This window comes from Bartonella sp. DB5-6 (genome assembly GCF_000278115.1).
Lineage (GTDB): Bacteria > Pseudomonadota > Alphaproteobacteria > Rhizobiales > Rhizobiaceae > Bartonella > Bartonella refiksaydamii.
In genome coordinates this window covers 218742-242372 of sequence record NZ_JH725115.1, presented here as the reverse complement: position 1 = coordinate 242372, position 23631 = coordinate 218742, and the positions used below count along the sequence as shown (strand labels likewise).

Annotated in this window: 21 protein-coding genes and 1 pseudogene; 9 read left to right on the top strand and 13 right to left on the bottom strand. The window is 39.0% G+C overall.

What is annotated here, in order from left to right; translation table 11 throughout:
• From cyoD to acnA, 10 genes are all read right to left on the bottom strand, one after another.
• Positions 1-498 (bottom strand): cytochrome o ubiquinol oxidase subunit IV (gene cyoD / locus MCO_RS02380; RefSeq protein WP_007552375.1); only part of this gene is annotated, 498 nt, incomplete at its 3' end.
• The gene (locus MCO_RS02375) at positions 498-1163 is read right to left on the bottom strand and encodes a cytochrome (ubi)quinol oxidase subunit III (protein WP_007552374.1); all 666 of its coding nucleotides are present in this window, start codon (positions 1161-1163) and stop codon (positions 498-500) included. The genes MCO_RS02375 and cyoD, both read right to left, overlap by 1 nt.
• Positions 1160-3178 (bottom strand): cytochrome o ubiquinol oxidase subunit I, encoded by a 2019-nt coding sequence (cyoB, locus tag MCO_RS02370; RefSeq protein WP_007552373.1) that lies wholly within the window; start codon positions 3176-3178, stop codon positions 1160-1162. The genes MCO_RS02375 and cyoB overlap by 4 nt, the downstream gene beginning before the upstream one ends.
• 74 nt (positions 3179-3252) lie before the next feature.
• Positions 3253-4224 carry a ubiquinol oxidase subunit II gene (gene cyoA / locus MCO_RS02365; RefSeq protein ID WP_040298668.1) on the bottom strand — a complete coding sequence of 324 codons (972 nt, stop codon included), beginning with the start codon at positions 4222-4224 and terminating at the stop codon, positions 3253-3255.
• A gap of 126 nt (positions 4225-4350) precedes the next feature.
• Positions 4351-4803: a type II 3-dehydroquinate dehydratase gene (gene aroQ, locus MCO_RS02360; RefSeq protein ID WP_007552371.1), complete on the bottom strand. Its 453-nt coding sequence runs from the start codon at positions 4801-4803 to the stop codon at positions 4351-4353.
• 52 nt (positions 4804-4855) lie between these two features.
• Positions 4856-5989: a DNA replication/repair protein RecF gene (gene recF, locus MCO_RS02355; RefSeq protein WP_007552369.1), complete on the bottom strand. Its 1134-nt coding sequence runs from the start codon at positions 5987-5989 to the stop codon at positions 4856-4858.
• A gap of 20 nt (positions 5990-6009) precedes the next feature.
• Complete coding sequence (gene dnaN, locus MCO_RS02350; RefSeq protein ID WP_007552368.1) at positions 6010-7131, bottom strand: DNA polymerase III subunit beta; 1122 nt, start codon at positions 7129-7131, stop codon at positions 6010-6012.
• A 188-nt stretch (positions 7132-7319) separates the two neighbouring features.
• A complete protein-coding gene (gene dnaA / locus MCO_RS02345) occupies positions 7320-8888 on the bottom strand; it encodes a chromosomal replication initiator protein DnaA (RefSeq protein WP_007552367.1) in 1569 nt (522 codons plus the stop codon).
• Positions 8889-9576: 688 nt separating this feature from the next.
• Complete coding sequence (gene rpsT, locus MCO_RS02340; protein ID WP_007552366.1) at positions 9577-9843, bottom strand: 30S ribosomal protein S20; 267 nt, start codon at positions 9841-9843, stop codon at positions 9577-9579.
• 234 nt (positions 9844-10077) lie between these two features.
• Positions 10078-12765: an aconitate hydratase AcnA gene (gene acnA / locus MCO_RS02335; protein WP_007552365.1), complete on the bottom strand. Its 2688-nt coding sequence runs from the start codon at positions 12763-12765 to the stop codon at positions 10078-10080.
• 298 nt (positions 12766-13063) lie between these two features.
• Between acnA and ccmA the strand changes: the two genes are divergently transcribed.
• Genes ccmA through MCO_RS02310 form a run of 5 tightly spaced genes read left to right on the top strand, consistent with a single transcriptional unit; the run spans position 13064 to position 16039 of the window.
• A complete protein-coding gene (gene ccmA / locus MCO_RS02330; RefSeq protein WP_007552364.1) occupies positions 13064-13690 on the top strand; it encodes a heme ABC exporter ATP-binding protein CcmA in 627 nt (208 codons plus the stop codon).
• On the top strand, positions 13687-14352 hold the full coding sequence (gene ccmB, locus MCO_RS02325) for a heme exporter protein CcmB (RefSeq protein WP_007552363.1): 666 nt from the start codon (positions 13687-13689) through the stop codon (positions 14350-14352). Before ccmA ends, ccmB begins: the two co-directional genes overlap by 4 nt.
• Before the next feature lie 46 nt (positions 14353-14398).
• Positions 14399-15178: a heme ABC transporter permease gene (locus MCO_RS02320; RefSeq protein ID WP_040298636.1), complete on the top strand. Its 780-nt coding sequence runs from the start codon at positions 14399-14401 to the stop codon at positions 15176-15178.
• The gene (locus tag MCO_RS11020; RefSeq protein WP_007552361.1) at positions 15166-15390 is read left to right on the top strand and encodes a hypothetical protein; all 225 of its coding nucleotides are present in this window, start codon (positions 15166-15168) and stop codon (positions 15388-15390) included. Before MCO_RS02320 ends, MCO_RS11020 begins: the two co-directional genes overlap by 13 nt.
• A 1-nt stretch (position 15391) precedes the next feature.
• The gene (locus tag MCO_RS02310) at positions 15392-16039 is read left to right on the top strand and encodes a DsbE family thiol:disulfide interchange protein (protein WP_007552360.1); all 648 of its coding nucleotides are present in this window, start codon (positions 15392-15394) and stop codon (positions 16037-16039) included.
• A 589-nt stretch (positions 16040-16628) separates the two neighbouring features.
• Here the strand turns inward: MCO_RS02310 and MCO_RS02295 are convergent.
• Positions 16629-17156 carry a GcrA family cell cycle regulator gene (locus MCO_RS02295; protein WP_007552359.1) on the bottom strand — a complete coding sequence of 176 codons (528 nt, stop codon included), beginning with the start codon at positions 17154-17156 and terminating at the stop codon, positions 16629-16631.
• Positions 17157-17639: 483 nt separating this feature from the next.
• On the opposite strand from MCO_RS02295, the gene MCO_RS02290 reads away from it, so the two are divergent.
• From MCO_RS02290 to MCO_RS02280, 3 genes and pseudogenes are all read left to right on the top strand, one after another.
• Positions 17640-18848: an aspartate aminotransferase family protein gene (locus MCO_RS02290; protein ID WP_007552357.1), complete on the top strand. Its 1209-nt coding sequence runs from the start codon at positions 17640-17642 to the stop codon at positions 18846-18848.
• 2 nt (positions 18849-18850) lie between these two features.
• Positions 18851-19754, top strand: a pseudogene (locus MCO_RS02285) (ornithine carbamoyltransferase).
• Between the two features lie 33 nt (positions 19755-19787).
• Entirely contained in the window at positions 19788-20798 is a 1011-nt protein-coding gene (locus MCO_RS02280) for an Hsp33 family molecular chaperone (protein ID WP_007552354.1), read from the top strand.
• Between the two features lie 701 nt (positions 20799-21499).
• On the opposite strand, the gene MCO_RS02275 is transcribed toward MCO_RS02280, so the two are convergent.
• Together MCO_RS02275 and MCO_RS02270 are read right to left on the bottom strand one after the other, a co-directional pair.
• Complete coding sequence (locus MCO_RS02275) at positions 21500-22090, bottom strand: Smr/MutS family protein (protein ID WP_007552353.1); 591 nt, start codon at positions 22088-22090, stop codon at positions 21500-21502.
• A gap of 57 nt (positions 22091-22147) precedes the next feature.
• A complete protein-coding gene (locus MCO_RS02270) occupies positions 22148-22840 on the bottom strand; it encodes a Tim44/TimA family putative adaptor protein (RefSeq protein WP_007552352.1) in 693 nt (230 codons plus the stop codon).
• A 203-nt stretch (positions 22841-23043) separates the two neighbouring features.
• Here MCO_RS02270 and MCO_RS02265 point away from each other — a divergent pair, with 203 nt between their 5' ends.
• Positions 23044-23550, top strand: a complete 507-nt coding sequence (locus MCO_RS02265; RefSeq protein ID WP_007552351.1) for an FxsA family protein — start codon at positions 23044-23046, stop codon at positions 23548-23550.
• Positions 23551-23631: the final 81 nt, after the last annotated feature.

Here is a 23631-nt window from a genome sequence, read left to right as displayed (position 1 = left end):
GGGCATTTCTACCCCTGGAGCCTGCTCTACAGGAGCTTGCGTATTTGGTGTTTTATCTATAGAGTCTCGGGCGCCTAATAAATGTTCCTCTGGCTTTTTTATGTCTGATAATTTCTCCACCGGTACTGAGCTATTTCCTTCTATCTTTTCCGGTTCAATAATACGTCCTGAACCACCCATCATATTATAATTCAAATGGGAAATAGCCCACCAAGTACCTCCAATAATAACAAAAACGCAAATAGCTGCAAACCACAAAGCGCTTAAATTCCATTTAGCATCTGGACCAGAATTCAAATGTAAAAAGAAAACAATCTGCACAATAATTTGAATAATCGCCATCCCAATAAGATACGCAACCTTTGTGCTAATTGCCCAGCTTTCCATCATTCCATACATCACAGGAATAAAAGAGCCTAAAGTGAAAAATACAGCCAGAATAAAGCCAACTAAATAGGAACTAGTACTGGGACTATGTGTTTCATTATGCATACTCATTACAGTGCTCCTAACAGATAAACCATGGTGAAAACACCAACCCACACAATATCAAGTAAATGCCAGAAAATTGAAAGACATGCCAAACGCGTTTTATTATCTTGATCTAAACCACAACGACGAAGATGAAAAAACATGACTACCATCCAAAGAAGACCAACACTTACATGAAGACCATGTGTACCAACCAAAGCAAAAAACGCCGACCAATAAGCAGATAGAATTTCTCGTCCAAAAAGCTGTAAGCCTGTTGCAGGATCAATACCAGCATAAGCACCAGGATCGTAATAGAACACCTCGCTCAAAAGCTCATGGAATTCGTAAATTTCCATTCCAATAAAGCAGCATCCAAGTACAAAAGTAATAATCATCCATAAACGCACACCACTAAGATTACCTTTATGCGCTTGTACTATTACAAACCCATAAGTAATTGAGGATAGCAATAAAATGGCAGTTTCAACCAAAACAAATTTTAAATCAATAAATTCACTTCCAGCTTTCCCTCCTCCATAAGAAGCAGAAAAAACAGCAAAACTTGAAAAAAGCGTCGAGAACAGGATCAAATCCGAAAGAATATAGACCCAAAAACCAAATATCATTATCGAACTGCTATCATGATGATGCTCATCAATGTGCGTATTATCTATTGTCATCGCACTCATACTGTTGCTCCTTGTTCTTTAAGAACAGCCGTAAAAGCATCTTCAGTCTTTTGTACTTCTTCAGCTGGAATATAGTAACCATGGTGATTACCTATTAACGAATGACACACAATCGTTGCAACAAAGCCAATCATCCCAATCGCAACGAGCCACCAAATATGCCAAACAAGCGCAAAACCGACAACTAAAGAAAAGAACCCCGCAATAATTCCGGCCGATGTATTTGATGGCATATGAATTTTCGAAAATCCACTTGTCGGCCGCTGATAACCATCCTTCTTCATATTCCAATAAGCATCATCAGTTTCTACTCTTGGAAGTATTGCAAAGTTGTAAGAAGGAGGAGGTGAAGAAATAGACCATTCAAGTGTCCGTGCATCACCCCAAGAATCATTTAATGTTATCGGTAAACGGCCCTTATGTTTGATACCATACCAAATCGCCAAAACAACTTGCAGCACAAAACAAAGGATACCAAGCAAGATAATAATAGCCCCCAGAGCAGCAATCATAAACATTGGCTGCCAACTAGGTTCCATATAATGTTGAAGGCGCCGCGTTGCACCCATCAAGCCAAGCGCATAAACTGGGAAAAAAGCAAGATAAAAACCAATGAACCAACACCAGAAAGACGCAATACCAAGTGCCCGATTTGGTTTATAACCAAAAACTTTTGGAAACCAAAAAGCAAGCCCAGCTAAATAAGCAAAAACGACACCTCCAATAATTGTATGATGGAAATGTGCTACCAAAAAGAGCGAATTATGAAATTGCCAATCAGCAGGCACAATAGACAACAAAACACCTGTTAATCCACCACCAACAAACGTAAAAATCATTCCCATGCACCAAAGCATTGGGGGCTCAAAGCGAATCCGACCTTTATGCATAGTCAGCAACCAATTAAAGACTTTAACACCTGTAGGAACGGCGATAATCATCGTTGCAATACCAAAGAAGGTATTTACAGCTTCACCTCCACCCATTGTAAAGAAATGATGCCCCCAAACGAGCAAAGAAAGAATTAAAATAACCAACATTGCCCATACCATTGAAGTATAACCAAAGAGGCGCTTTGAAGAAAAAGTTGAGACAACCTCAGAAACAATGCCAAAAGCAGGAACAACCAAAACATAAACTTCAGGATGACCAAAAATCCAAACATAGTTAATCCACACCATCGGATTTCCGCCACCAACATTGGTAAAGAAATTCATATCCAAATAACGATCACACGCCAAGAGTGCAAATGCTACAGCTAAAACGGGATAAATAACTAAAATAAGGATATTACTAACAAAAGCGCTCCAACAAAAGACTGGCATTTTCATCATTGTCATCCCAGGAGCACGCATTTTAATAATGGTTGCAACAAAATTGATTGACCCCATCGTTGTCGCGATACCAGAAAGCTGAAGCGACCATAAATAATAATCTACCCCTGTGTCTGGGCTATTTTGCAATTCAGAGAAAGGCGGATACATCAACCAACCACCACGACCAAAATTACCGATACCAAGTGATATATTAATTAATATCGCCCCTGCTACTGTAATCCAAAACCCCAAATTATTTGCAAATGGAAAAGCAACATCACGAGCACCAATCTGAAGTGGTATAAGATAATTGAAAAGACCAAATAAAATCGGCGTAGCCATGAAAAAAATCATAATGACACCATGGGCCGAAAAAATCTGATCAAAATGCTCAGGAGGTAAATAACCCGCCGTTTCACTCCCGAGCGCCAAAGCCTGATGCGTTCGCATCATAATCGCATCGGCAAAACCGCGAACAAGCATGATAATGCCAAGCACGATATACATAATGCCAATGCGTTTATGATCAACTGTTGTAATCCAATTTCGCCATAGAACGCCCCACCATCCAAGTACTGTCAAAGCAATAACAGCAATCAAACCACCCGCAACAATCGCAATACATGTGTATAAAACGATCGGTTCATGTGCAAGTGCATGAAAAGCACCAGCCGTAGGATCTGTAAGTCTTCCAAACATTTCTCAACCCGTATCAAATAAATTTCAGTCTGAAGAAACCTTACTTTTAAAAGAGTTCCTTCTCTATTGACGCCCTAAATAGCATCAGGATCAAAAACAGAACAAAGCGCACCCCAAAGCGTTTGAGCCGCTGCACGCTTCATTAAGTCCTCATTACATACCGTATTTTCATCAACACATCGATTGACAATCCGGTAGTAAAGCCGCTTCTCAACGGGTGCAAAATAACGCACTTCAGCATCTTTTTCCTTCGCAGCAACATCACCCATACGAGGCGCAATAGAAAGCTGACGATAAGACGCACGATCTAAGATTTGCCCATTAGCCCGAGCTTTAGAAATCCAATTATCAAAATCCTGCAAAGAAACAGAATGCCATTGAAACCGCATCCCTGCAAAACCATCACCACTGTAATTCGCTGAACTTCCTTTGAATGTTCCTTGCTCATCAGCTACCAAATGCAATTTAGAATTCATCTGTGGCATAGCGTAAAGAACTGTGCCCAGTTTTGGTACCCAAAAGGCATTAACAGAACTCTCTGACGTCAACTGCAACAAAACCTGACGACCTTTAGGCGCATAAATTTCATTAATCGACGCAACATTATATTCAGGATAAATAAAGAGCCATTTCCAATCAAGAGCTACAACATCTACTTGCAATGGCTTCCCTTCCCCAACGACTTCCACTGGAAGCGGATTCTCTGGTTCAAGTTTATAGGTGTAATAGGCTGTCAACGTACCTAAAACCATCACGATAACAATTGGAATACCCCACATAAATGCTTCAATTTTATTTGAATGCCCCCAATCAGGAAGATACTCTTCTGTCGTGTTTGATGCACGATATTTAATGGCTAAAAATACCACACTGACCATAACTGGAATCACAACGCAAAGCATAACAGCAACACAAACAATAATTAAAATAAGCTGTTGCCGTGCAATATACCCTGCTGGGTGAATAACATCAAATTTACAACCTGATAAAAACAATGTCCCCCCTAAAATCACGAGCATCTTTACTTGTCTAACAAAGTTTCTCATTTCACCTGCCCACCATACATATCGGAAATTGTCACTAAAAAACGACAAAATCTCAATAGAATACTTACCTATTTGAAAACAATTATCAAGTAAATTCAAATACCCTCATCGATATTATAAAATTTTCTATCCCTCTGTACTAAATTTAAGCCTCTTAGCAATATATTCAAGCGCAAACCAGTATCCATCACTCCCACAACCGGCGATGACCGCATCCACACCTATAGACGTATAAGAATGGTGGCGAAAAACTTCACGCTGATAAATATTAGATAAATGAACCTCTACTTTTGTCCCTGAAAATATTTTTAATGCATCAAGAAGTGCAACAGATGTATGGCTGTAAGCAGCTGGATTTATGATCAATCCAGCACTTACCCCAATCGCTGCTTGGACCAATTCTATCAATTGACCCTCACAGTTACTTTGATGAAAATGTACTATCACGCCAGTTCTTGTTGCCCATTCTCTGCAAAATTTTTCAATATCTTCTAAGGTTTCAGTTCCATAAATTTCTGGCTCACGTCTACCAAGTAAATTCAAATTAGGACCATTTAAAACCGTTATAACTGTAGACATAGCAAGCCTCTTCGTTTCGACCGTCACCTTATAAAAAAATTTAGCATGTTTTTTACTGCAATAAAGCTCCATCCCTAATCTCAAAAAACTCTGCTCGTCCTTTCAAGGCATCAAATAAAATGTGATCTGTTCCTGTCATAAATGTTTGTCCACCTAGGTCATCAAGAACATCAAATAAAGCAGCACGCCTATAAGAATCAAGATGTGCAACCATTTCATCAAGAAGAAGAATGGGAGCCTTATATGACATCATGCCTGTTAAACGCGCATGACATAAAACCAAACTTGTCAGCAAAGCTTTTTGTTCACCTGTTGAACAAGATCCTGCAGCCATATTTTTATCAGCATAAAAGACCTGCAAATCCGTACGATGCGGTCCCTCTAATGTCCGCCCAGCAGCACGATCTATTGCGCGGTTATGTTGCAACCGATCATAAAATTGTTCTTCAACCTCAATCGCCGATATCTTACTCAGAGCTGTTTCTAAAAAGCCATCAATTTGCAAAAAAACCCGTGGGAAAGGTATCTGAAATGGCGTTTGTGAAAACATGTCATTTAAAAGCCGAATAACATCGATACGCGCCGCAGCAATAGCCGTTGCAAGTTCTGCCATTTGCTTTTCTAAAGCATCAAACCAAGAACAATCATTATTTCCATCTGAAAACAAACGATTACGTGCGCGCATAGCCCTATCATAATCTGCTATGCGGCGACTATGCAAAGGATCAATAGCCAAAACCATATGATCCAAGAAACGACGACGCTCAAGTGTAGAACCCGTAAAAAGCCTATCCATAGAAGGGGTAAGGATACTAATATGACCGTAATCTGTTAGGCAATCACTTGTCTCATTCACACCATTAATATGTACTTTCCGGCTGTTATCACCAATTTCCAAAGCTGTACCAATATTCACTTCACCATAAAGAGCACATTCAAGACGCGCAAATACAACAAACCCCTCGCCCCCACCATCTGCAAAGCTAACATCAGAATAGGACGCACGCCGCAAACCACGACCAGGAGAAAGAAAGGATAAAGCCTCTAAAAGATTAGTCTTACCAGCACCGTTATGACCAGTAAAAACCACATTCTGACCTGAAAAACGGATATTAAAAGAAGGATAATTGCGATAACGCCAAAGATTTAGCTGTCTTACTGCCACTTTGTGCACATGACAAGCCATGCATTGCAAAACTATCTTCCCTAAACGCGAATGGGCATCAGCACGTAAAGCGCATCCGCATCATCATTATCACGAATCAGAGCTGGTGCTACAGCGTCAGCCAACATAAAAACCATCTCATCACTCGAAAATTGCCCTGCAATATCCAAAAGATAACGTGAATTAAACCCTATTTCAAGCGGATTAGATGTGTAATTTGCTGCTAATTGATCTTCCGCGTTTCCCGAATCAGGATTATTAACAATAAGCTTCAATTGCCCATGCTCAATCATTAACTTCACCGCACGCCCACGATCACTCGAAATTGTTGAAACACGGTCAACCGCAGAAGAAAATTCCTGCCTATTGACAATCAATCTTTTATCATTTCCAAGAGGGATAACACGTTGATAATCTGGGAATGTTCCGTCAATTAATTTTGATGTAAAAACTACAGAACCTACAGAAAAACGAATCTTTGTCTCTGAGAGCTCCACACACATATCCCCATCGATTTCTTCTGAAAGAAATTTTTGCAACTCCCCTACGGTTTTACGAGGAATAATGACACCTGGCATACCATCAACACCTGAAGGAGCTTCCATATCAACCTGTGCCAATCGGTGACCATCAGTTGCAACCAAACGCAGTTTCAAAATACCGTCATTAACAACATGAAAATAAATACCATTAAGGTAATAACGTGTTTCTTCAGTAGAAATAGCAAATTGCGTACAATCAAGTAAATGTTTCAACCTCGATGCCGACAGAGAAAAACGATAACCGAACTGACCCGGAAGCGACTCTGGAAAATCTATTTTTGGAAGACACTGAAGCTGAAAATTTGCACAACCCGAAACAACAGACATAGTATTTGCTTGATTTACATCAACTGATAATACAATTTCACTGCCATCAGAAAGTTTTCGAACTATATCATATAGCAAATGTGCTGGAACAGTTATTGCCCCAGCTTGTTCAACATTTGCTATAAAAGATTCCGTAACCTCTAAATCAAGATCTGTTGCTTTTAATTGCACACTGCCATTATCTGCATCAATTAGCACATTCGATAGAATAGGAACAGTATTACGACGCTCTACCACACGGTGAACACGACCAAGAGATCTGAGAAACTGATTGCGATCAACTGTAATACGCATAAAATCCCCGTTACAATTTACCAAAAACTATAAGAATTCTCTAGATTGAAAATAACCTATCCCCTTAAGAATCACCTATTGGACTCTATTCAACCTCTTTTAAAATGGCAAGTCACTACTGCATAAAAAAACAGCACTTCCCATTAAGCCCTTTGTGATATTTCTCCAAGAGAGGAAAACTATAAACACTACGCAGCCTGCTCTCCAATCAATCGCTTAAGCAATTCAAGCTCTTTCGCCAGTGTCTGATCACCACAAACCAAATCCTCAATTTTACGCACAGCATGTAGAACTGTCGTATGATCACGTCCACCAAAACGGCGCCCAATTTCTGGCAATGAACGAGGTGTTAACATTTTTGCTAAATACATAGCGACTTGTCTCGGCTTCACAACTGTACGCGTCCGACGATTAGACAACAAATCCTGTTTAGAAACATTATAATGGCGCGCAACAGTACGCTGAATTTCTTCAATCCGGATACGCTTTGGTTCACCAGAACGTATCAAATGACCTAATAATTCATCAATCCGCTCTAAAGATAAATCAGACTCGAAAGACTGACGAAATAATAACTGATTAAATGCTCCTTCAATATCACGTCCCGACCCCGAAACCGTTCTAGCAATATACTCCAAAATATCATCGGAAATTGAGATCACATTATCATCTTGTTGCGCCAGCTTCAATCGCTGATGCAGCATTTTCAAACGCATCTCATAATCTGGTGCTTCCATTTCAAGAGCCACCCCTCCCTGAAGACGAGAGCGAACTCGAAGATCAAGCGATTCTAATTCTGCTGGTGGACGATCCGCAGCCACAACAACCTGTTTGGCACTATCAAGCAACATGTTAAGCAAATGACAAAATTCGTGTTGTATCGACTTTCCTTGCAAAAATTGCATATCATCAATAATGAGAAGATCAATATCACGAAGCTGCTCTTTAAAAGAAAGAGCATCATTATCACGAATAGCCGTCGCAAAACGCCACATAAAATATTCAGCCGTCAAATAAATAACCCGCGCAGGCGAACGCTTCAGTGCGGCAGCTGCAATAGCTTGAAGCAAATGTGTTTTTCCTAAACCGACAGATGCATGAACAAAAAGAGGATTGAATCTTAAGGCACTTTTATGTCCTTCTGCAATCGAACGTGCCGCAGCTAAAGCAACACGATTAGAAGAACCCTCTACAAAATTTTCAAAAGTATAGCGAGAATCAAGCGGTGAACCAAAAATACCTGCTCGAACGCTTTTTGCGGAATGCTCTGTATAATTCTCAACAAAAGATGGAGTCGTTTGTTCTTCCAGAACAACAGGAGCCGCACTCGTTTTACAAACCACACCTCCTGAAACACGCTTCATACCACGAACGATGACTTCAACGCGAAGAATCGCTGAATTCTCTTGTTTCCATAAATTTGTCAAAAGAGAACCATAGTGATTACTAATCCATGAACGCAAAAACGCTGTGGGAACAGAAAGCTTCACAAGATTTCGACTATATTCAGCAAGCTTCACACGACCAAACCAACTCGTATAAGCCTCGATACCAACCTGCGTCTTTAATTGTGCCATCACACGTGCGAAGGCTGCCGCACCTTCCTCCTCTAAAATGATAGGACGCTCTACAGAAGCATTCCTACTCACCGCCCCACCACTATCCGTCATCTTACTCTTTATTATTTTCTCTGCCGACAGGATACTTACCGAAACCCTTTTAAAGGAACTAGCTTTAGAGTTCAATTTATCCACCATCTTTCATCCTGATAAAAATAAAAAATTTGTCCTACTAAACAGCTAAAAATAAACTTAGCGAAAGCAAAACGCCCTACCCCAAGATTACTCATCCTCCCCTAGGACAGTCTCATTACAACCCCATCAACAAAGATAACCAATAAGATTCACTTACATCCATGATATGATCCAATTCTTTAAAACGGTAAGCATACCAATCAAAAAATTAAGAAACGCGTCAGAAAACCTCTCTAACATGAGAGCCCATTCACTCAACGTGATACAGGATAATGAGTTGATGTGACCCCTGTATGTTTTTAGTCTCCATAAGGACCATACAAAACAGCAGAGGTAAAATGCAAGAGGTCAAAATAAAATCAAAAAACCCTAAAAAGCCATCATAAACCTGTTCATATAAACAAGGTATGAGAAAAATAATTGATTCAATTCATTTTTTTTTTCTAAATTTACTAATAATTAAAGAATCTCTTCAGATTAAAAAAAAAAAATAAAAATGCTTGACAAAAAAGACTCTGCAAAAATCCACAAAACTTGTGGATAACCATACAGATTCTACAAATTTTCTCTATTCTTCCGTGGAAAGAATCGCTGGAATTCTCTCCTTTAAAAGCGTCATATTTTCTGAAAATAAATAAAAAAACCAGCATCTACACAGATGCTGGCTTGATTTTTAATAAAATGAAAAAACTTAAACGCTAAGAGCTTTCAAACGTTGTGCTAAACGCGATACTTTCCGCGCAGCAGCATTCTTATGAAAAACTCCTTTGGAAACCGCACGCATAATTTCAGGTTCAAAATTCTTAAACGCTATTTCCGCAGATGCCTTATCGCCACCAGCCAAAGCATCATCAAATTTACGTACAAAGGTACGAACACGCGAACGGCGGGCCTTATTAACCTGTGTACGTGCCATAACTTTGCGCACCGCTTTTCGAGCAGAAGGTGTATTCGCCATAAATATATCTCTCTTTCAACGCACAGGATAGGAGGATTTTAAATAACACCTCACCTCATCCAAATAAATCCAAGCCAAGCAAAACTATAAAGCCGCTGATAACTGTACGGCTTATAACGCAATCTTCAAGCCAACGTCAATCGAATTTTCAAAAAGAGACATAAAAAACAAGGACAAGCTCCTTAACTCCTACTTTAAGAGTTTTAAAAACACTTCTAAACTAACAAATACAGCCTAAATCGCCAGATTGCGTAAAACATATTGTAAAATTCCGCCATGATGCAAATAATCTAACTCGTCTTCAGTATCAACACGGCACAATAATGGAACAGTTTTTACCATCCCATCGGAAAAAGTGATGGTGGCTGTAGTCTTTTGACGAGGTTTCAAGCTATGAACCCCTTCAATCGTTACTTTTTCATCACCTCTTAAACCCAAAGATTGCCAGCTCGCACCCGCTTCAAACACAAAAGGAACAATTCCCATACCGACAAGATTAGAACGATGAATCCGTTCAAAAGATTGAGCAATCACCGCTCTTACACCAAGAAGATTTGTGCCCTTAGCTGCCCAATCACGGGATGACCCATTGCCATATTCAATACCGGCAAAAACAACAAGCGGAACACCTTCTCTTTTATATGCCCTTGCTGCATCATAAATTGCTTGCTCTTCTTTTGATGGATAATGAATTGTATAGCCTCCTTCGCGACCATTTTCTCCTAGCATGAAATTACGAATGCGAATATTGGCAAAGGTTCCACGCATCATCACTTCATGATTTCCACGACGCGTTCCATACTGGTTAAAATCAGCTACGTTGACCCCATGATCCAGCAAATATTTTCCCGCAGGAGAATCAAGCTTAATGGAACCAGCAGGAGAAATATGATCTGTTGTGATTTTATCACCAAACAAACCCAAAATCCGTGCATCTTTAATGTCTTGTAAGGCATCAGGAATCTTTTTCATATCATTAAAATATGGTGGATTACGCACATATGTCGATTGTTCATCCCAAGAATAAGTAGCACCTGTTGGAACTTGGACTTTTTGCCAATTTTCGTCTCCTTTAAATACGTCTGCATATTTTTCGGCAAAAATCTTACGTGTGACATTCTTTTCGATAAACTCCTGTATTTCTTTAGAAGTTGGCCAAATGTCTCTCAAATAAACAGGTTTTCCGTCTAAACCTTCTCCAAGAGGCTCCTTGGTTAGATCTTTACGAACCGTTCCTGCCAAAGCGTGTGCAACAACTAACGGTGGTGAAGCTAAATAATTCGCTTGCACATCAGGTGATACACGCCCTTCAAAATTACGATTTCCTGAAAGAACCGCAGCAGCAATTAAACCATTATTATTAATCGTTTTGGAAATAGCAGGCAACAAAGGACCAGAATTCCCTATGCACGTGGTGCACCCAAAACCCACTAAATTAAACCCTAATGTATTTAAATCTTTTTGGAGACCGGAGTTAATAAGGTAAGCTTCAACAACTTGCGAACCAGGAGCAAGAGAAGTCTTAACCCACGGTTTGCTCTTGAGACCTTTCGCTACAGCATTACGTGCCAAAAGACCTGCAGCAATAAGAACACTTGGATTTGATGTATTCGTACAAGAGGTAATTGCAGCAATCACCACATCACCGTGACCAAGCACGTATTCCTCACCTTCAACCTGATAACGGTTATCTTGTCCAGAAGTCTTCTTATAGTCATTGATCAATGCATTCTCAAAACCTTGCCCAACACTTTCCAATGCGATACGCCCTTCAGGACGTTTAGGTCCAGCCATAGAAGGCACAACACTTTCCAAATCTAATTCAATTGTATCACTAAAAATGGGATTGGCTATTGCTTCATCATGCCACATCCCTTGTGCTTTGGAATAAGCTTCCACTAAAGCTATCCGATTTTCATCGCGCCCTGTCATATTGAGATAACGCACTGTTTCCTTATCAATTGGAAAAAAACCACATGTTGCACCATATTCAGGGGCCATATTAGCAATCGTCGCCCGATCAGCAAGCGTCATGTGCTCTAGACCAGGGCCAAAAAACTCAACAAATTTACCGACAACACCCTTCTTACGTAGAATTTGCGTCACCATCAATACTAAATCGGTAGCCGTTACACCTTCTTTAAGCTTACCTGTTAAACGGAAGCCAATCACTTCAGGCAACAACATAGAAACGGGCTGTCCTAACATTGCTGCTTCTGCTTCAATACCACCAACACCCCAACCTAAAACACCCAAACCATTCACCATAGTTGTATGCGAATCGGTTCCCACACAAGTATCAGGATAAGCCGTCTGATGTCCTCCTTCATTCTTTATCCACACGCACTGCGCTAAATATTCTAGGTTAACTTGGTGGCAAATCCCTGTTCCTGGAGGTACAACGCGAAAATTTTGAAACGCTTGCTGCCCCCACTTAAGGAAACGATAACGTTCACCATTGCGTTCATATTCATGCCTAACATTTTCTTTAAAAGCCATAGGACTGCCAAAATCATCAACGATAATTGAGTGGTCAATGATAAGATCAACGGGAATAAGAGGATTGATTTTTTCAGCGTTCCCTCCAAGTTTGACCATAGCATCGCGCATCGCAGAAAGATCAACAACCGCAGGGACACCAGTAAAATCTTGCATAAGAACGCGCGCAGGGCGGTAGGCAATTTCCGCACCAGCACTGCCTTTGTCATTTAACCACTTAGCAACGTTTAAAATATCCTCTTTCTTAACTGTACGACCATCTTCAAACCGTAATAAATTTTCAAGAATCACTTTCATCGAAAACGGCAAACGAGAAACACCTTGAAGTCCATTCTTCTCCGCCTCGATCAAACTATAATAAGTATATTCTTTGCCACCAACATCTAAAGCTCTGCGACAATTAAAGCTATCAATTTGAGTCACAACTGACCACCCTCATATTACAAACCATCCAATTTCCCAGAACGAATAATACAAACTACGAGTCAAGGTCGTAGCTTGAGTGCAAACGTAATCACCCCTGCCATCCATCTCCCTCTCTACCTTTTCATCGGCAAATTCGGAAATCGGTGCTAAAAACTATTCCACACCAGATCTTGATGTTCCACATGCCTTATAGAACTATTTCTAGAACTATTCTAGGTACAAATGCATAAAAAACGTGTTTTTTATCCTATAATGCAATAAAGATTATAGCAACAAAAGCAAAACAGGTAAGCACATGGTGTTATCGGGCAAAGATTTAGCGGCTCATCGAAACGAAGAAGTGCTATTCCAAGGTCTTTCTTTTTGTTTATTTCCACAGCAACTTATGACAATCACAGGCCCAAATGGAATCGGAAAATCTACATTACTGCGAATCATTGTCGGTCTTCTTGAAGCTGCCGAAGGTGTTGTAAGTCTTAAAGACCAAGAACAAACATACCCCGTAGCAACTGCATGCCATTATCTTGGTCCACAAAATGCTATGAAACCTCTGTTATCTGTCATAGATAATTTGCAATTTTGGTCAGCATTTTATGGACAACATCTACGCTATCCGCGTGAAGCTCTTGCCGACGTAGGTCTTTCTAATCTTGAACACTTACCCTTCAATGTTCTGTCAACCGGTCAAAAAAAACGTGTAGCCATTGCCCGTCTTTTACTCTCCTATCGTCCTATTTGGATTTTAGATGAACCAATATCGGGAGTTGATATTCATGCTCAAACTCTCCTTGCCAATATTTTTCAGCACCATCTAAATCAAGGAGGCATGATTATCGCTGCAACCCATAATCCTCTTGGCATTCCAGAAAACCATAAAATCGCCCTAGAAAAATTCTTACCTCCCTTGGAGATAAGTAAATGAAAGCACTATTCTGGCGTGATCTTAAATTAATCTTGGCACCACAAGCTTCTTCCTTAACAGGACTTTTGTTTTTCATTGCTGTTATTATGATAACTCCCTTTGCCATTGGGCCAAATCCTAAAATTCTTACACAAATAGGCCCAGGCATATTATGGTTTGGAGCCCTTTTCGCAGGACTGCTTAATCTTAATAAACTTTTTCAAACCGATCGTGATGATGGAAATCTTGATCAATTCATACTTTCCGGACAAAGGCAAAGTTTCACACTGATTGTCTTTACCAAATGCCTTGCCCATTGGGTAGGAACAATGCTGCCCCTTATTTTTGCTACTCCTATTTTAGGATTCATGCTCCATTTAAATGCAACAATAACTTTTACAACAACACTCACCCTCTTATGCGGAACACCTGCTATTATTTTTATCGGCGCTATAGGAGCTGCTCTTGCAACGTCATTGTTACACAGTACTCTTCTCATTTTTATCATCATCTTGCCGTGGGTCATTCCAATCATGATTTTTGGTGTTTCAGCTGCGACAGCCCCTACAAACCCAAATGTTTCTTTTCTCACTTCCTTGACTCTTCTTATCGCTTTTTCACTTCTTTTAAGTCTTTTTAGCTCTTTTGTTGCTGCTATAACGCTCAAGCTTTTATCAGAATAATAAAAGGTAATTGCCGCACAGTAAAACTCTGCCTATTATAAATCTCATGAATAAAACATCTCACATACATAAAACGAGGTCACTCTCAACAAGTTTAACCCGTTTCATGAAAATAAGCGGCACGGTTTTGCCTTGGTTAACCGGTATAACATTGTGCCTTCTTATCTTAGGGCTTATTTTGATTATGTATTCTCCTGATGACTATCAGCAGGGTAGCACCGTCAAGATTATGTATATTCATGTACCATTCGCGTGGTTGTCTACATTTTGTTATATCATAATAAGTACTGCTGCTTTAGGAAATCTGATTTGGAGATATCATCTTGCTAATGTAGCACTCAAATGTGGAGCACCTATTGGAGCAATTTTTACTGCCTTATCCCTAGTGACAGGCGCGCTTTGGGGGCGCCCGACATGGGGAACATGGTGGGTATGGGATGCACGGCTAACATCAGTTCTGATCTTGTTTTTTATTTACCTTGCTATTGTCATGCTCGCTCGCGCTTTTGATAACCACGAAAAAGCTGCACGCGCTACAGCAATTCTTACACTCGTTGGACTTGTGAATATCCCCATTATCAAATTTTCTGTTAATTGGTGGAATACACTGCACCAAAAAGCATCACTTTTACGTTCAGGAGGACCAACAATCGACCGTGCTATGTTATGGCCTCTCATAACAATGATATTTTGTTTTAGCTTTATGTTTATTTTGCTTTATTTGATGGCTATGCGCAACGAAATCAATAATCGCCATATACAAATACTTCAGATAAAAAGGGCCCGTGACGCACAACATAAGGACTCTTCATCATGCTCGACTTAGATAGCATTTACAGTGGATTTTTAGGAAATCTCTCTCAGCGAATTGATTTTTTCCTTGGTACTCTTCGCCACGAACAAATTGTTATTTTGAGCTACATGCTTTCCGCAATTTCCCTCCTCTGTTTTATTGGATACACACTTCTCAAAGGTATATACCAAAAAAAAATCCTACAACAGTTGAACAAAAAAGAGATCTTTCGAAAAGAAAAATAAAATGAAAATCACCCCGCAAAAATCTAAAAAAAACATATCTTTGTCCATCGTGTTTAGTCTTTTTGGACCATTTGTGTGTTTTCTTCTTCTCATTGTGCTCTTTTTCTATTTTATAGACAACAAACACCCTAATGATACTCTTCTTCTCCCAAACACATTTGAAAAGTCCGCTCCCCAAATCAGTCTTCCCCTCCTTGGTAATGAAAAGCATCTTCTCAACTCGGAACAATTTAAAGGGCGTGTAACACTGGTTAATTTTTGGGGATCTTGGTGCCACTCCTGTCGCGAAGAGCATCCACTTCTTATGAAGATTGCACAAGATCAACGTTTTGATCTTATTGGCATTAATTATAAGGATAGCAAAGAAAATGCCCGACGCTTTCTGAACAGTTTTGGTAATCCTTTTAAATTTATTGGCTTTGATGTTTCAGGGCATACAGCCATTAACTGGGGAGTGTATGGACCACCAGAAACCTTTCTTCTGAATACAGAAAGCATCATTATTGCTAAATATGTTGGCCCTTTAACATGGCAAATTTATCAGAAAAAAATCCTGCCAAAAATCGAACAAGCTATCATGACAAAAGAAACATCAAACGGCAATGCATTCATCCATAAAGACAATTTATCATTTTCCCATATTGAATGAAAATACTGTTAAATTTTCTCACTTCAACGCGTCTTATGATGAATCCTCAAAAATGTTTACTTGCACGTCACAAAATGCAAAAGTAAGTCCAACATTGGAAGTTAGTAGTATGGTGGTGCTAGCCCATACCTTCACAAGCATAAAAATGTTCGTATCCCATAGATCTTGCATTATCCCATTCTCACGACCAATGAGATTGAGGGAAAGAAAAAAGATCTCTTTAAAACAAGTACGTAAATAAATGAACAAGTGGTGCGCTATTCTTCATGAAGCCACAATCCTATTAAGGAACGCAAAAAACAAAAACGTGAAGCTCTATATAACCTCCATTAAGAATATCGTTCTGGATGCTTTGGAAATCCATAAAGTTAAATTAAAAAAGACAGTGAAAGTGGATAACTGTTGGCACCTTTACGGCACATAATCATGTAATGATACGAAAGAATAACACGTGAATGAGCGCTTTTACAGAAAGAATTTCTCACATTCATTCAAACCCCATCTTCACAAACTTCTCTCTCTCAGCAGCTTATATATTTAATGATAAAGCATAATAGAAGGCAATACGAGATTACATTGCAAACATTTATTATACTCTTATCCGCCGTCTTTCAGATATTGGCTGAAATGCTATTTTAGCATGAAAAGCACAATAAGGACTATTTTCACCAGAATCGGCACCACAAAAATGAAAATCCGCTGCCAAAGGATCACCAACTGGCCATCTACATGTATTTTCACTCAATTGCAAAAGATTAAGCTGACGTGATATAGGTACAACTACGCTTGACTTCGCGGACACATCAATCTCTGTCACATCCTCCGCTATAAACTCCGTCTTTAAAGCTGTTTCTCCCTCACTGCAAGATGTAACATCCGTTGGCAATATCGTCGGTGTAGTACGACGTACACGCGAAGATGATGGGGTAGCTGGTGTCTTTTGCGCACGCGTCACTCCTTGTGCTGTCTTACCGCGTCCCGGTAACTTTAACCGATGTACTTTACCGATTACAGCATTCCTACTAACCCCACCTAATTGAGCTGCAATCTGACTTGCACTTAAACCCTCACTCCAAAACTTCTTAAGAAGCTCAACGCGTTCACATGTCCAACCCATATCAGCACTCCATTCTGATCACCTCATTGAGAGGCCTCCATTGCATCTTCAAATGTTTGAAGAATATCTCCAACCAGTTGAATAAAAAAATTATAACTCTACTCGAGCACAAAAAAAATCCACTCAGCCTATGGAATTTACAAACCGAACCACAATCCCATTTGTTGATTTAAACTACAATACGCACTGACTCCCTGACAAGAGCCTTTTTCTCTTGAAGAGTCTATTTAGAATGTTTTCCCCAACTTGCGAATTCATCATAGATTAAATTATTGTATTTGCTTAAGACTTTTTCCTACAAATGTTTCTTGCAGAACCTTTATTGACTTTTTACCAATCCTTGCAACGGTGATCTATCATGTAGGAGTGGTAATTGATTGTAATGAAACGCTGAGCGCGCTATACTTTGAAGATACGACATTTTTTACTTGCAGCATTTTTTGTTTATTGTATAGCAACGTTTAAAATATAAAGGAAATCATGATGAGCGTTACTGCTATACAGTCACTTTATAAGTGTTTTGCTCGACGTAATTTGCATTTCAAACAAGGCAATGGTGTATGGCTTATTTCCGATAAAGGAGAGCGTTATCTTGATTTAACATCTGGCATTGCTGTCAATGCATTAGGGTATGCGCATCCAAAACTTGTCGAGACCCTTAAAATACAAGCTGAAAAACTTTGGCACATTTCCAACCTTTTTCAATCACCCGAACAAGAGGCTCTTGCTGCACGGCTTTGTGCAAATAGCTTTGCTGATAAGGTCTTTTTCTGCAATTCTGGCGCTGAAGCATTAGAATGTGCATTCAAAACTGCTCGTCGCACTCATTATGCATCTGGTCAACCAACACGCATTGAAATTATTACTTTTGAAGGTGCATTTCATGGACGCACACTTGCAACACTTGCTGCTACGGGGCACGAAAAATATCTTGAGGGTTTTGGTCCCAAAACTGGTGGATTTATTCAAGTTCCTTTTTGTGATAAAAGCGCTTTACGTAATGCTATCAATAAAAACACCGCAGCTATCCTTATTGAACCCATTCAGGGCGAAGGAGGAATACGAACGGTCTCTCATGAAACTTTAAGATTTTTGCGCAAAATATGCGATGATAATAATCTATTATTAATTTTGGATGAAGTTCAAACGGGTATTGGACGAACGGGAAAATTTTTTGCTTATGAGTGGAGTGATATCACACCTGATATTCTTACCCTTGCAAAAGGGCTAGGTGGTGGATTTCCATTGGGAGCTTGTCTTGCAACAGATAAAGCTGCAAAAAGTATGATACTAGGAACCCATGGCTCAACATTTGGCGGTAATCTTCTTGGGATGGCTGTAGGCAACAGTGTTCTTGATATCATATTAGAACCAGGCTTTCTTCATCATGTTCAACATATGGGGGATAAGCTAAAAAGTGGACTTTCGACCATTCTCAATGCCTATCCTGATATTATCTGTGCAATTCAGGGGGTGGGCCTTATGGTAGGCATTCAGTGCGTCGTTCCCTCAGATGTTGTCGTCAGTGCCTTGGAAAGGGAATATGTTCTAAGTGTTGCTGCCAATAACAATGTAGTGCGTTTATTGCCTCCCCTTATTATCAAGGAAGAAGAAATAGATGAAAGCTTGCAGCGTATTGAAAAAGCAATTGCCTATCTTTCGCAAACAAACCCAAAAAGGCAGATATCATAAACATGATAAATGCTCTTCGCCACTTTACCGACTCATCTGTTTTAATCCCACCAATAGCACGCACACTTATTGACCATGCTAAAACCCTCAAAGCATCTTTCAATACAGGAAAAATTCAAAACCTTTCGTTAGTAAAACACGAGCAATGATTTTTGAAAAACCGTCCACACGAACCCGTGTTTCATTTTATATCGGTATGCGTTAGCTTTGTGGGAACACGATCATGTTAACAAGCTCAGAAATGCAGTTCTGTTATAGCTAAACTATCACCGACACAGCATGTATATTATCACGTTTTATGAATATTATCATAATACGCACAACAGCACATTACCGGATGCTCGAATTAGCACAGTATGCCTAGATTCTTACTACTCATGCTCCCACAGATGATGCACATCTTTGCCAAATTCTAGCAGATATCCTAACCTATAAAGAACATCGTGGACCAATCACCGGCAAAACATTTGCTTGGATGAGAGATGACAATAACTCTCTTTAATTTTTACTTACACCTTGCTACATGAAAAGGCAATGAACCACAAGAAAAGTATGTTAACTTGGCACGCGAACGCAGAGCTAATATTACGTTCACAAACAATCCTCAAGAAGCTGCCAAAGATGTTGATTGCATTATAACCAACACATACTCTCCCATGGGGCGAGAATTTCGCGCCTGTAGTCATTTTATTTTCCAGCCTCCAAGTTAATGAAGCTTTAATGAAATTAGCTAAACCCTACGCCCTCTTTATGCATTGTCTATCTCCTCATCGTAGTGAAGAAGTCGTAGATTCTGTGACCAATGGACCGCTTTCTGTTGTTTTCGACGAAGCTGAAAATCGTCTTCATGCTCAAAAAGCAATTTTTTCTTGGTGTTTACAAGATGCATTTTTCTCTCCACAATAGCCTGCCAAAACAAATCATATAAAAGGCGAAGATATGAGTGAAGAAGGTAAAAAAACTAAAAATGAAGACTCTCTCAACAATATCTGCTTGAGTGGGGATGATGTTGTTATTCCCTTTCAAGTCGAAGAACTTGATATCCGTGGGCGTGCCGTACAACTTGGAGAAACTTTAAATTCTATTCTCACAAGACATCAATATCCTGAACCAGTTTCTTACCTTCTAGCAGAAGCTTTAATTTTAACCGTTCTTCTTGGAACCTCTCTGAAACTTAAGGGAAAATTTATTTTACAAACCCATACCAACGGGCCGGTTAATATGTTAGTGTGTGATTTCTCTCCTCCTTCTAGTCTACGCGGTTATGCTCGTTTTGATAAAGAACTGTTAGCACAAGCAATAGCTAATGATCAAATATCTTCAGAAACTCTCTTGGGAAGAGGTACTTTAGCCTTTACCATCAACCAAGGTGCACACACACAACCCTATCAGGGGATAGTTGCATTAGAGGGAGAAAATTTACAAGAAGCTTCCCATACCTATTTTGATCAATCGGAACAAATTCCTACCGATATTCATTTGGCAGTTGCTGTATTAATCAATCGAGACCAACAAGGAAAACCAAAGAAAAGCTGGCGGGCAGGAGGTATTTTGGCCCAACTTTTACCTCAAGAATCGTCTCATCATAAAGCATATGAACCCGATAAAAAACGAGAAGAAATCAAAACGTATGATCGGCTTGAAAACCAATGGCTAGAAGCCAAAGCACTGATGGCTACCATTGAGAGTGCAGAATTGACAGATCCCCAAGTCGGCAGTAAACAGCTATTGTTCCGTCTTTTTCATGAACAAGGTGTTAGAGTTTTTAATCCTTTTTCTCTTGTAGATCAGTGCTCTTGTTCACGCGAAAAAATTAAAGAAATACTGGAAGTCTTTCCCACTGATGAACATAACAAAATGGTTAAAAATAAATATATTTCAGTTACATGTGAGTTTTGTTCAACAACGTATCGTTTTAAACCGCAAGAATTTTCTGAAACAAAAATGTGACCCAATATTCCTTACAAAAAAGAAAATGTTGATTGCAGCTAAAACCCTTTTTATTATATAATTGAAACTTAGTAACAGTTAACATCAACCGTTAAAACATTTTGTGTATCTCGCTCTTTTATTGCCTACACAATCATACGCTTGTTCAAATCAGTATTCATACTATATGCTGTTTACAAAAATAGCTCTTATGAACTCGTCTTCATGCGATAACAGGTACAGTACCATAGATAGTAAATACAATGAGAACGCTAGTCTGTTATTTTATAAACAGAAGAATGGTAGTGATACATCTTTGTTATCGTACATACCCCAAAGAAAAAAGCGAAGACAAAATATTGTGATTTTGATGACATACATAACACCCTAAAATCCCAATATGCTGCTATGCTAGCCAAAATAATCAAAAATAAAGCTAGCAAACAAACGTTTAATTGCTTAAGAAAAAACGGAATCTTTCAAAACCCCTGTAGTACTTTGGATAATCTTGATACGATTATTTATTCTACAAATGTTTTCTGGTGATAACAGCAATCCTCTTATAAAATGACTTAAGTAGAATTGCTGTCTGTAAAAATTGGACGCAATGGCGCAAATATCATGATACAACTTTGCGCTCTCACATCCTCCTAAGACAATATAGCTTGCAAAATACTATAGCTGATAAAATCAATATTAAATCCGAAATGGACAAAATAATATCATCCCTCTTTTCTTGGTAAAAAACGGCGCAACCAAATATAAAGTGCACCTCCCCCACCATGCTGGCGAGCCGCTTGCTCAAATGCATGAACATAATACCGGAAAGCCGGTGTTGTTAACCAATGAGGAACAAACTTATACAAAGCACCATCGCTCCCAAGAGATTTTCCTTTTCCTGTAATTACAAGTACATAACGTAATCCACTCTGCTGAGATGATTGGAGAAACTTTTTTAAGAAAAAATAAGCTTCTTCTTGCCCATACCCATGAAGATCAAGACGCGCCTCAAGTGGATAATGACCTTTGGCAATTTTACGATGTACAATATGATCAAAGAAACGGATATTATGTGCTTGTGCAACCGTTCCCTTTTCTCTTTTAATCTCTGTCGATCCCTGTTGGTCTCTCTGCAACAATGAAAAGATTGGGGTTACTGGCTGTTTTTTACTGTCAATATTTACAATACCTTTTGCAGCAGAAGAATGAAGCTTATCATGAAGCGGAATTGTAGTACGACAAACCATCTCCCATAAAAGACGATCTTGTGAAATTAATAAATCCCTTTTTTGTCTCCATTCATCCGTAGACATTTCAATCTTCAATCTCTTGTAAATCTTATTTATATGATCTTATGAAAAAAAGAGATTTTAATTCTCATCTTCTGTTGCCAAAAGTTTCCAGTTTGGATCCGACGATAAGCTATTGCGGACAAAAGTCCAAACATCCCTAATTTCTACAATAGCATCAGGATCACCGTCTATACACTCTCCTTGCTCATTATAGGTTACAGAAATCATTTCACTGATAATCCGCACAGTCAAAAATTCGTCCTTGTCTTGTATTGCTGCTGAGACAAACTCGATCTTATTAATTCCAACAAAAGTAAATTGGATTCTTTCATTGTTGTTTTCGCGTTTTTCAATGGCAGCACAAAAACTCTCAAAAATATCCTGAGAAAGTAGCCTTTTAAGTTGGTCGCGATCACCTTTAGCAAAAGCTGTTACGATCATTTCATAAGCAATTTGAGCACCTTTTATAAAAAACTGAGGAGAAAAATGAGGATCAATTTTGTAAAGCGCCCGCAAACCTTCATTCAGTGCACTTCCTTCTGGTGAAATAGCGTCAATTTCGCTAAAATCGCTCTTCTGTGAAGAGCCTTGATGAGGGAACGAAACAATATTTTCAACCGTTTCTGTCTCAATCTGTTTTTTAGAACGACGTGAATAAGGATCAAGGGGAGGCTTTTCAAAACCAATCCGTTTTCCTAATACATTACGGAGTTGCACAAAAACGACAACCATAATAACAAGAGCTATGACAAATATGAAGTCAAATTCCATGGGAGCTGTCAATCTCCAAACTTAAACTGATCTGTAATAAACATCGCTGTCAATATCATTTATTAATAAACATGTAAAATAGGGAATCTACTATTCAAATATTTTTATAGCATCTTATGTATTTTTATAGCCTTTATTCAGGTATGTTTAAAAGAATAGCTCTTATAATTTTCTACCCTAAAAATTGAGAAGGGAATTTTTATGTGATAAACTCTTACCCTATAAATCCTCGCTTTTTTATCATTATTCTCCTCAGCGTTCTCTTGATTGAAATCGCTGGTTTTATCTTTGTCGGAAAAGAAATTGGAATTCTAGCAACTCTGAGTTTGGTTGTTTTCACAACAATCGCTGGAGTTATTTTGCTGCGAACTCAAGGCGTTAGCATTTTAAAAAATATACAACGTGAAATTATTCAAGGGCATACAGTAGAGAATAATATCATCAATGATGCCTTCATCATTCTTAGTGCGATTTTGCTTATCCTTCCCGGCTTTATAAGTGATATTTTGGGAATATTACTTCTTATTAAGCCCATCCGTTCTACTATCTGGCATTTCTTTTCATCATTTAGAAACAAAATAAACACCCATACTAAAAATAAAACCAATGCTCAAAATGATTCTGAAAAAATAATTGATCTTAAAGCAGAAGATTACAAAATCTATGATACCACAGAATCTCCATGGCGTAAAAATGATGACAATCATTGAAATGCCTAAAAAATCTGTAATGGACGTAAAAAATAATCAAGACAAGGGAAGCATTCCTTGCAACCTTTTGTAAGGCATGAT

What these genes read in the sequence shown, in the direction of transcription:
- MCO_RS02375 (WP_007552374.1), bottom strand. Translation starts at nt 1,163, where the DNA reads ATGAGTGCGATGACAATAGATAATACGCACATTGATGAGCATCATCAT.
- cyoB (WP_007552373.1), bottom strand. Translation starts at nt 3,178, where the DNA reads ATGTTTGGAAGACTTACAGATCCTACGGCTGGTGCTTTTCATGCACTT.
- cyoA (WP_040298668.1), bottom strand. Translation starts at nt 4,224, where the DNA reads ATGAGAAACTTTGTTAGACAAGTAAAGATGCTCGTGATTTTAGGGGGG.
- aroQ (WP_007552371.1), bottom strand. Translation starts at nt 4,803, where the DNA reads ATGTCTACAGTTATAACGGTTTTAAATGGTCCTAATTTGAATTTACTT.
- recF (WP_007552369.1), bottom strand. Translation starts at nt 5,989, where the DNA reads ATGGCTTGTCATGTGCACAAAGTGGCAGTAAGACAGCTAAATCTTTGG.
- dnaN (WP_007552368.1), bottom strand. Translation starts at nt 7,131, where the DNA reads ATGCGTATTACAGTTGATCGCAATCAGTTTCTCAGATCTCTTGGTCGT.
- dnaA (WP_007552367.1), bottom strand. Translation starts at nt 8,888, where the DNA reads ATGGTGGATAAATTGAACTCTAAAGCTAGTTCCTTTAAAAGGGTTTCG.
- rpsT (WP_007552366.1), bottom strand. Translation starts at nt 9,843, where the DNA reads ATGGCGAATACACCTTCTGCTCGAAAAGCGGTGCGCAAAGTTATGGCA.
- ccmA (WP_007552364.1), top strand. Translation starts at nt 13,064, where the DNA reads ATGGTGTTATCGGGCAAAGATTTAGCGGCTCATCGAAACGAAGAAGTG.
- ccmB (WP_007552363.1), top strand. Translation starts at nt 13,687, where the DNA reads ATGAAAGCACTATTCTGGCGTGATCTTAAATTAATCTTGGCACCACAA.
- MCO_RS02320 (WP_040298636.1), top strand. Translation starts at nt 14,399, where the DNA reads ATGAATAAAACATCTCACATACATAAAACGAGGTCACTCTCAACAAGT.
- MCO_RS11020 (WP_007552361.1), top strand. Translation starts at nt 15,166, where the DNA reads ATGCTCGACTTAGATAGCATTTACAGTGGATTTTTAGGAAATCTCTCT.
- MCO_RS02310 (WP_007552360.1), top strand. Translation starts at nt 15,392, where the DNA reads ATGAAAATCACCCCGCAAAAATCTAAAAAAAACATATCTTTGTCCATC.
- MCO_RS02295 (WP_007552359.1), bottom strand. Translation starts at nt 17,156, where the DNA reads ATGGGTTGGACATGTGAACGCGTTGAGCTTCTTAAGAAGTTTTGGAGT.
- MCO_RS02290 (WP_007552357.1), top strand. Translation starts at nt 17,640, where the DNA reads ATGAGCGTTACTGCTATACAGTCACTTTATAAGTGTTTTGCTCGACGT.
- MCO_RS02280 (WP_007552354.1), top strand. Translation starts at nt 19,788, where the DNA reads ATGAGTGAAGAAGGTAAAAAAACTAAAAATGAAGACTCTCTCAACAAT.
- MCO_RS02275 (WP_007552353.1), bottom strand. Translation starts at nt 22,090, where the DNA reads ATGTCTACGGATGAATGGAGACAAAAAAGGGATTTATTAATTTCACAA.
- MCO_RS02270 (WP_007552352.1), bottom strand. Translation starts at nt 22,840, where the DNA reads ATGGAATTTGACTTCATATTTGTCATAGCTCTTGTTATTATGGTTGTC.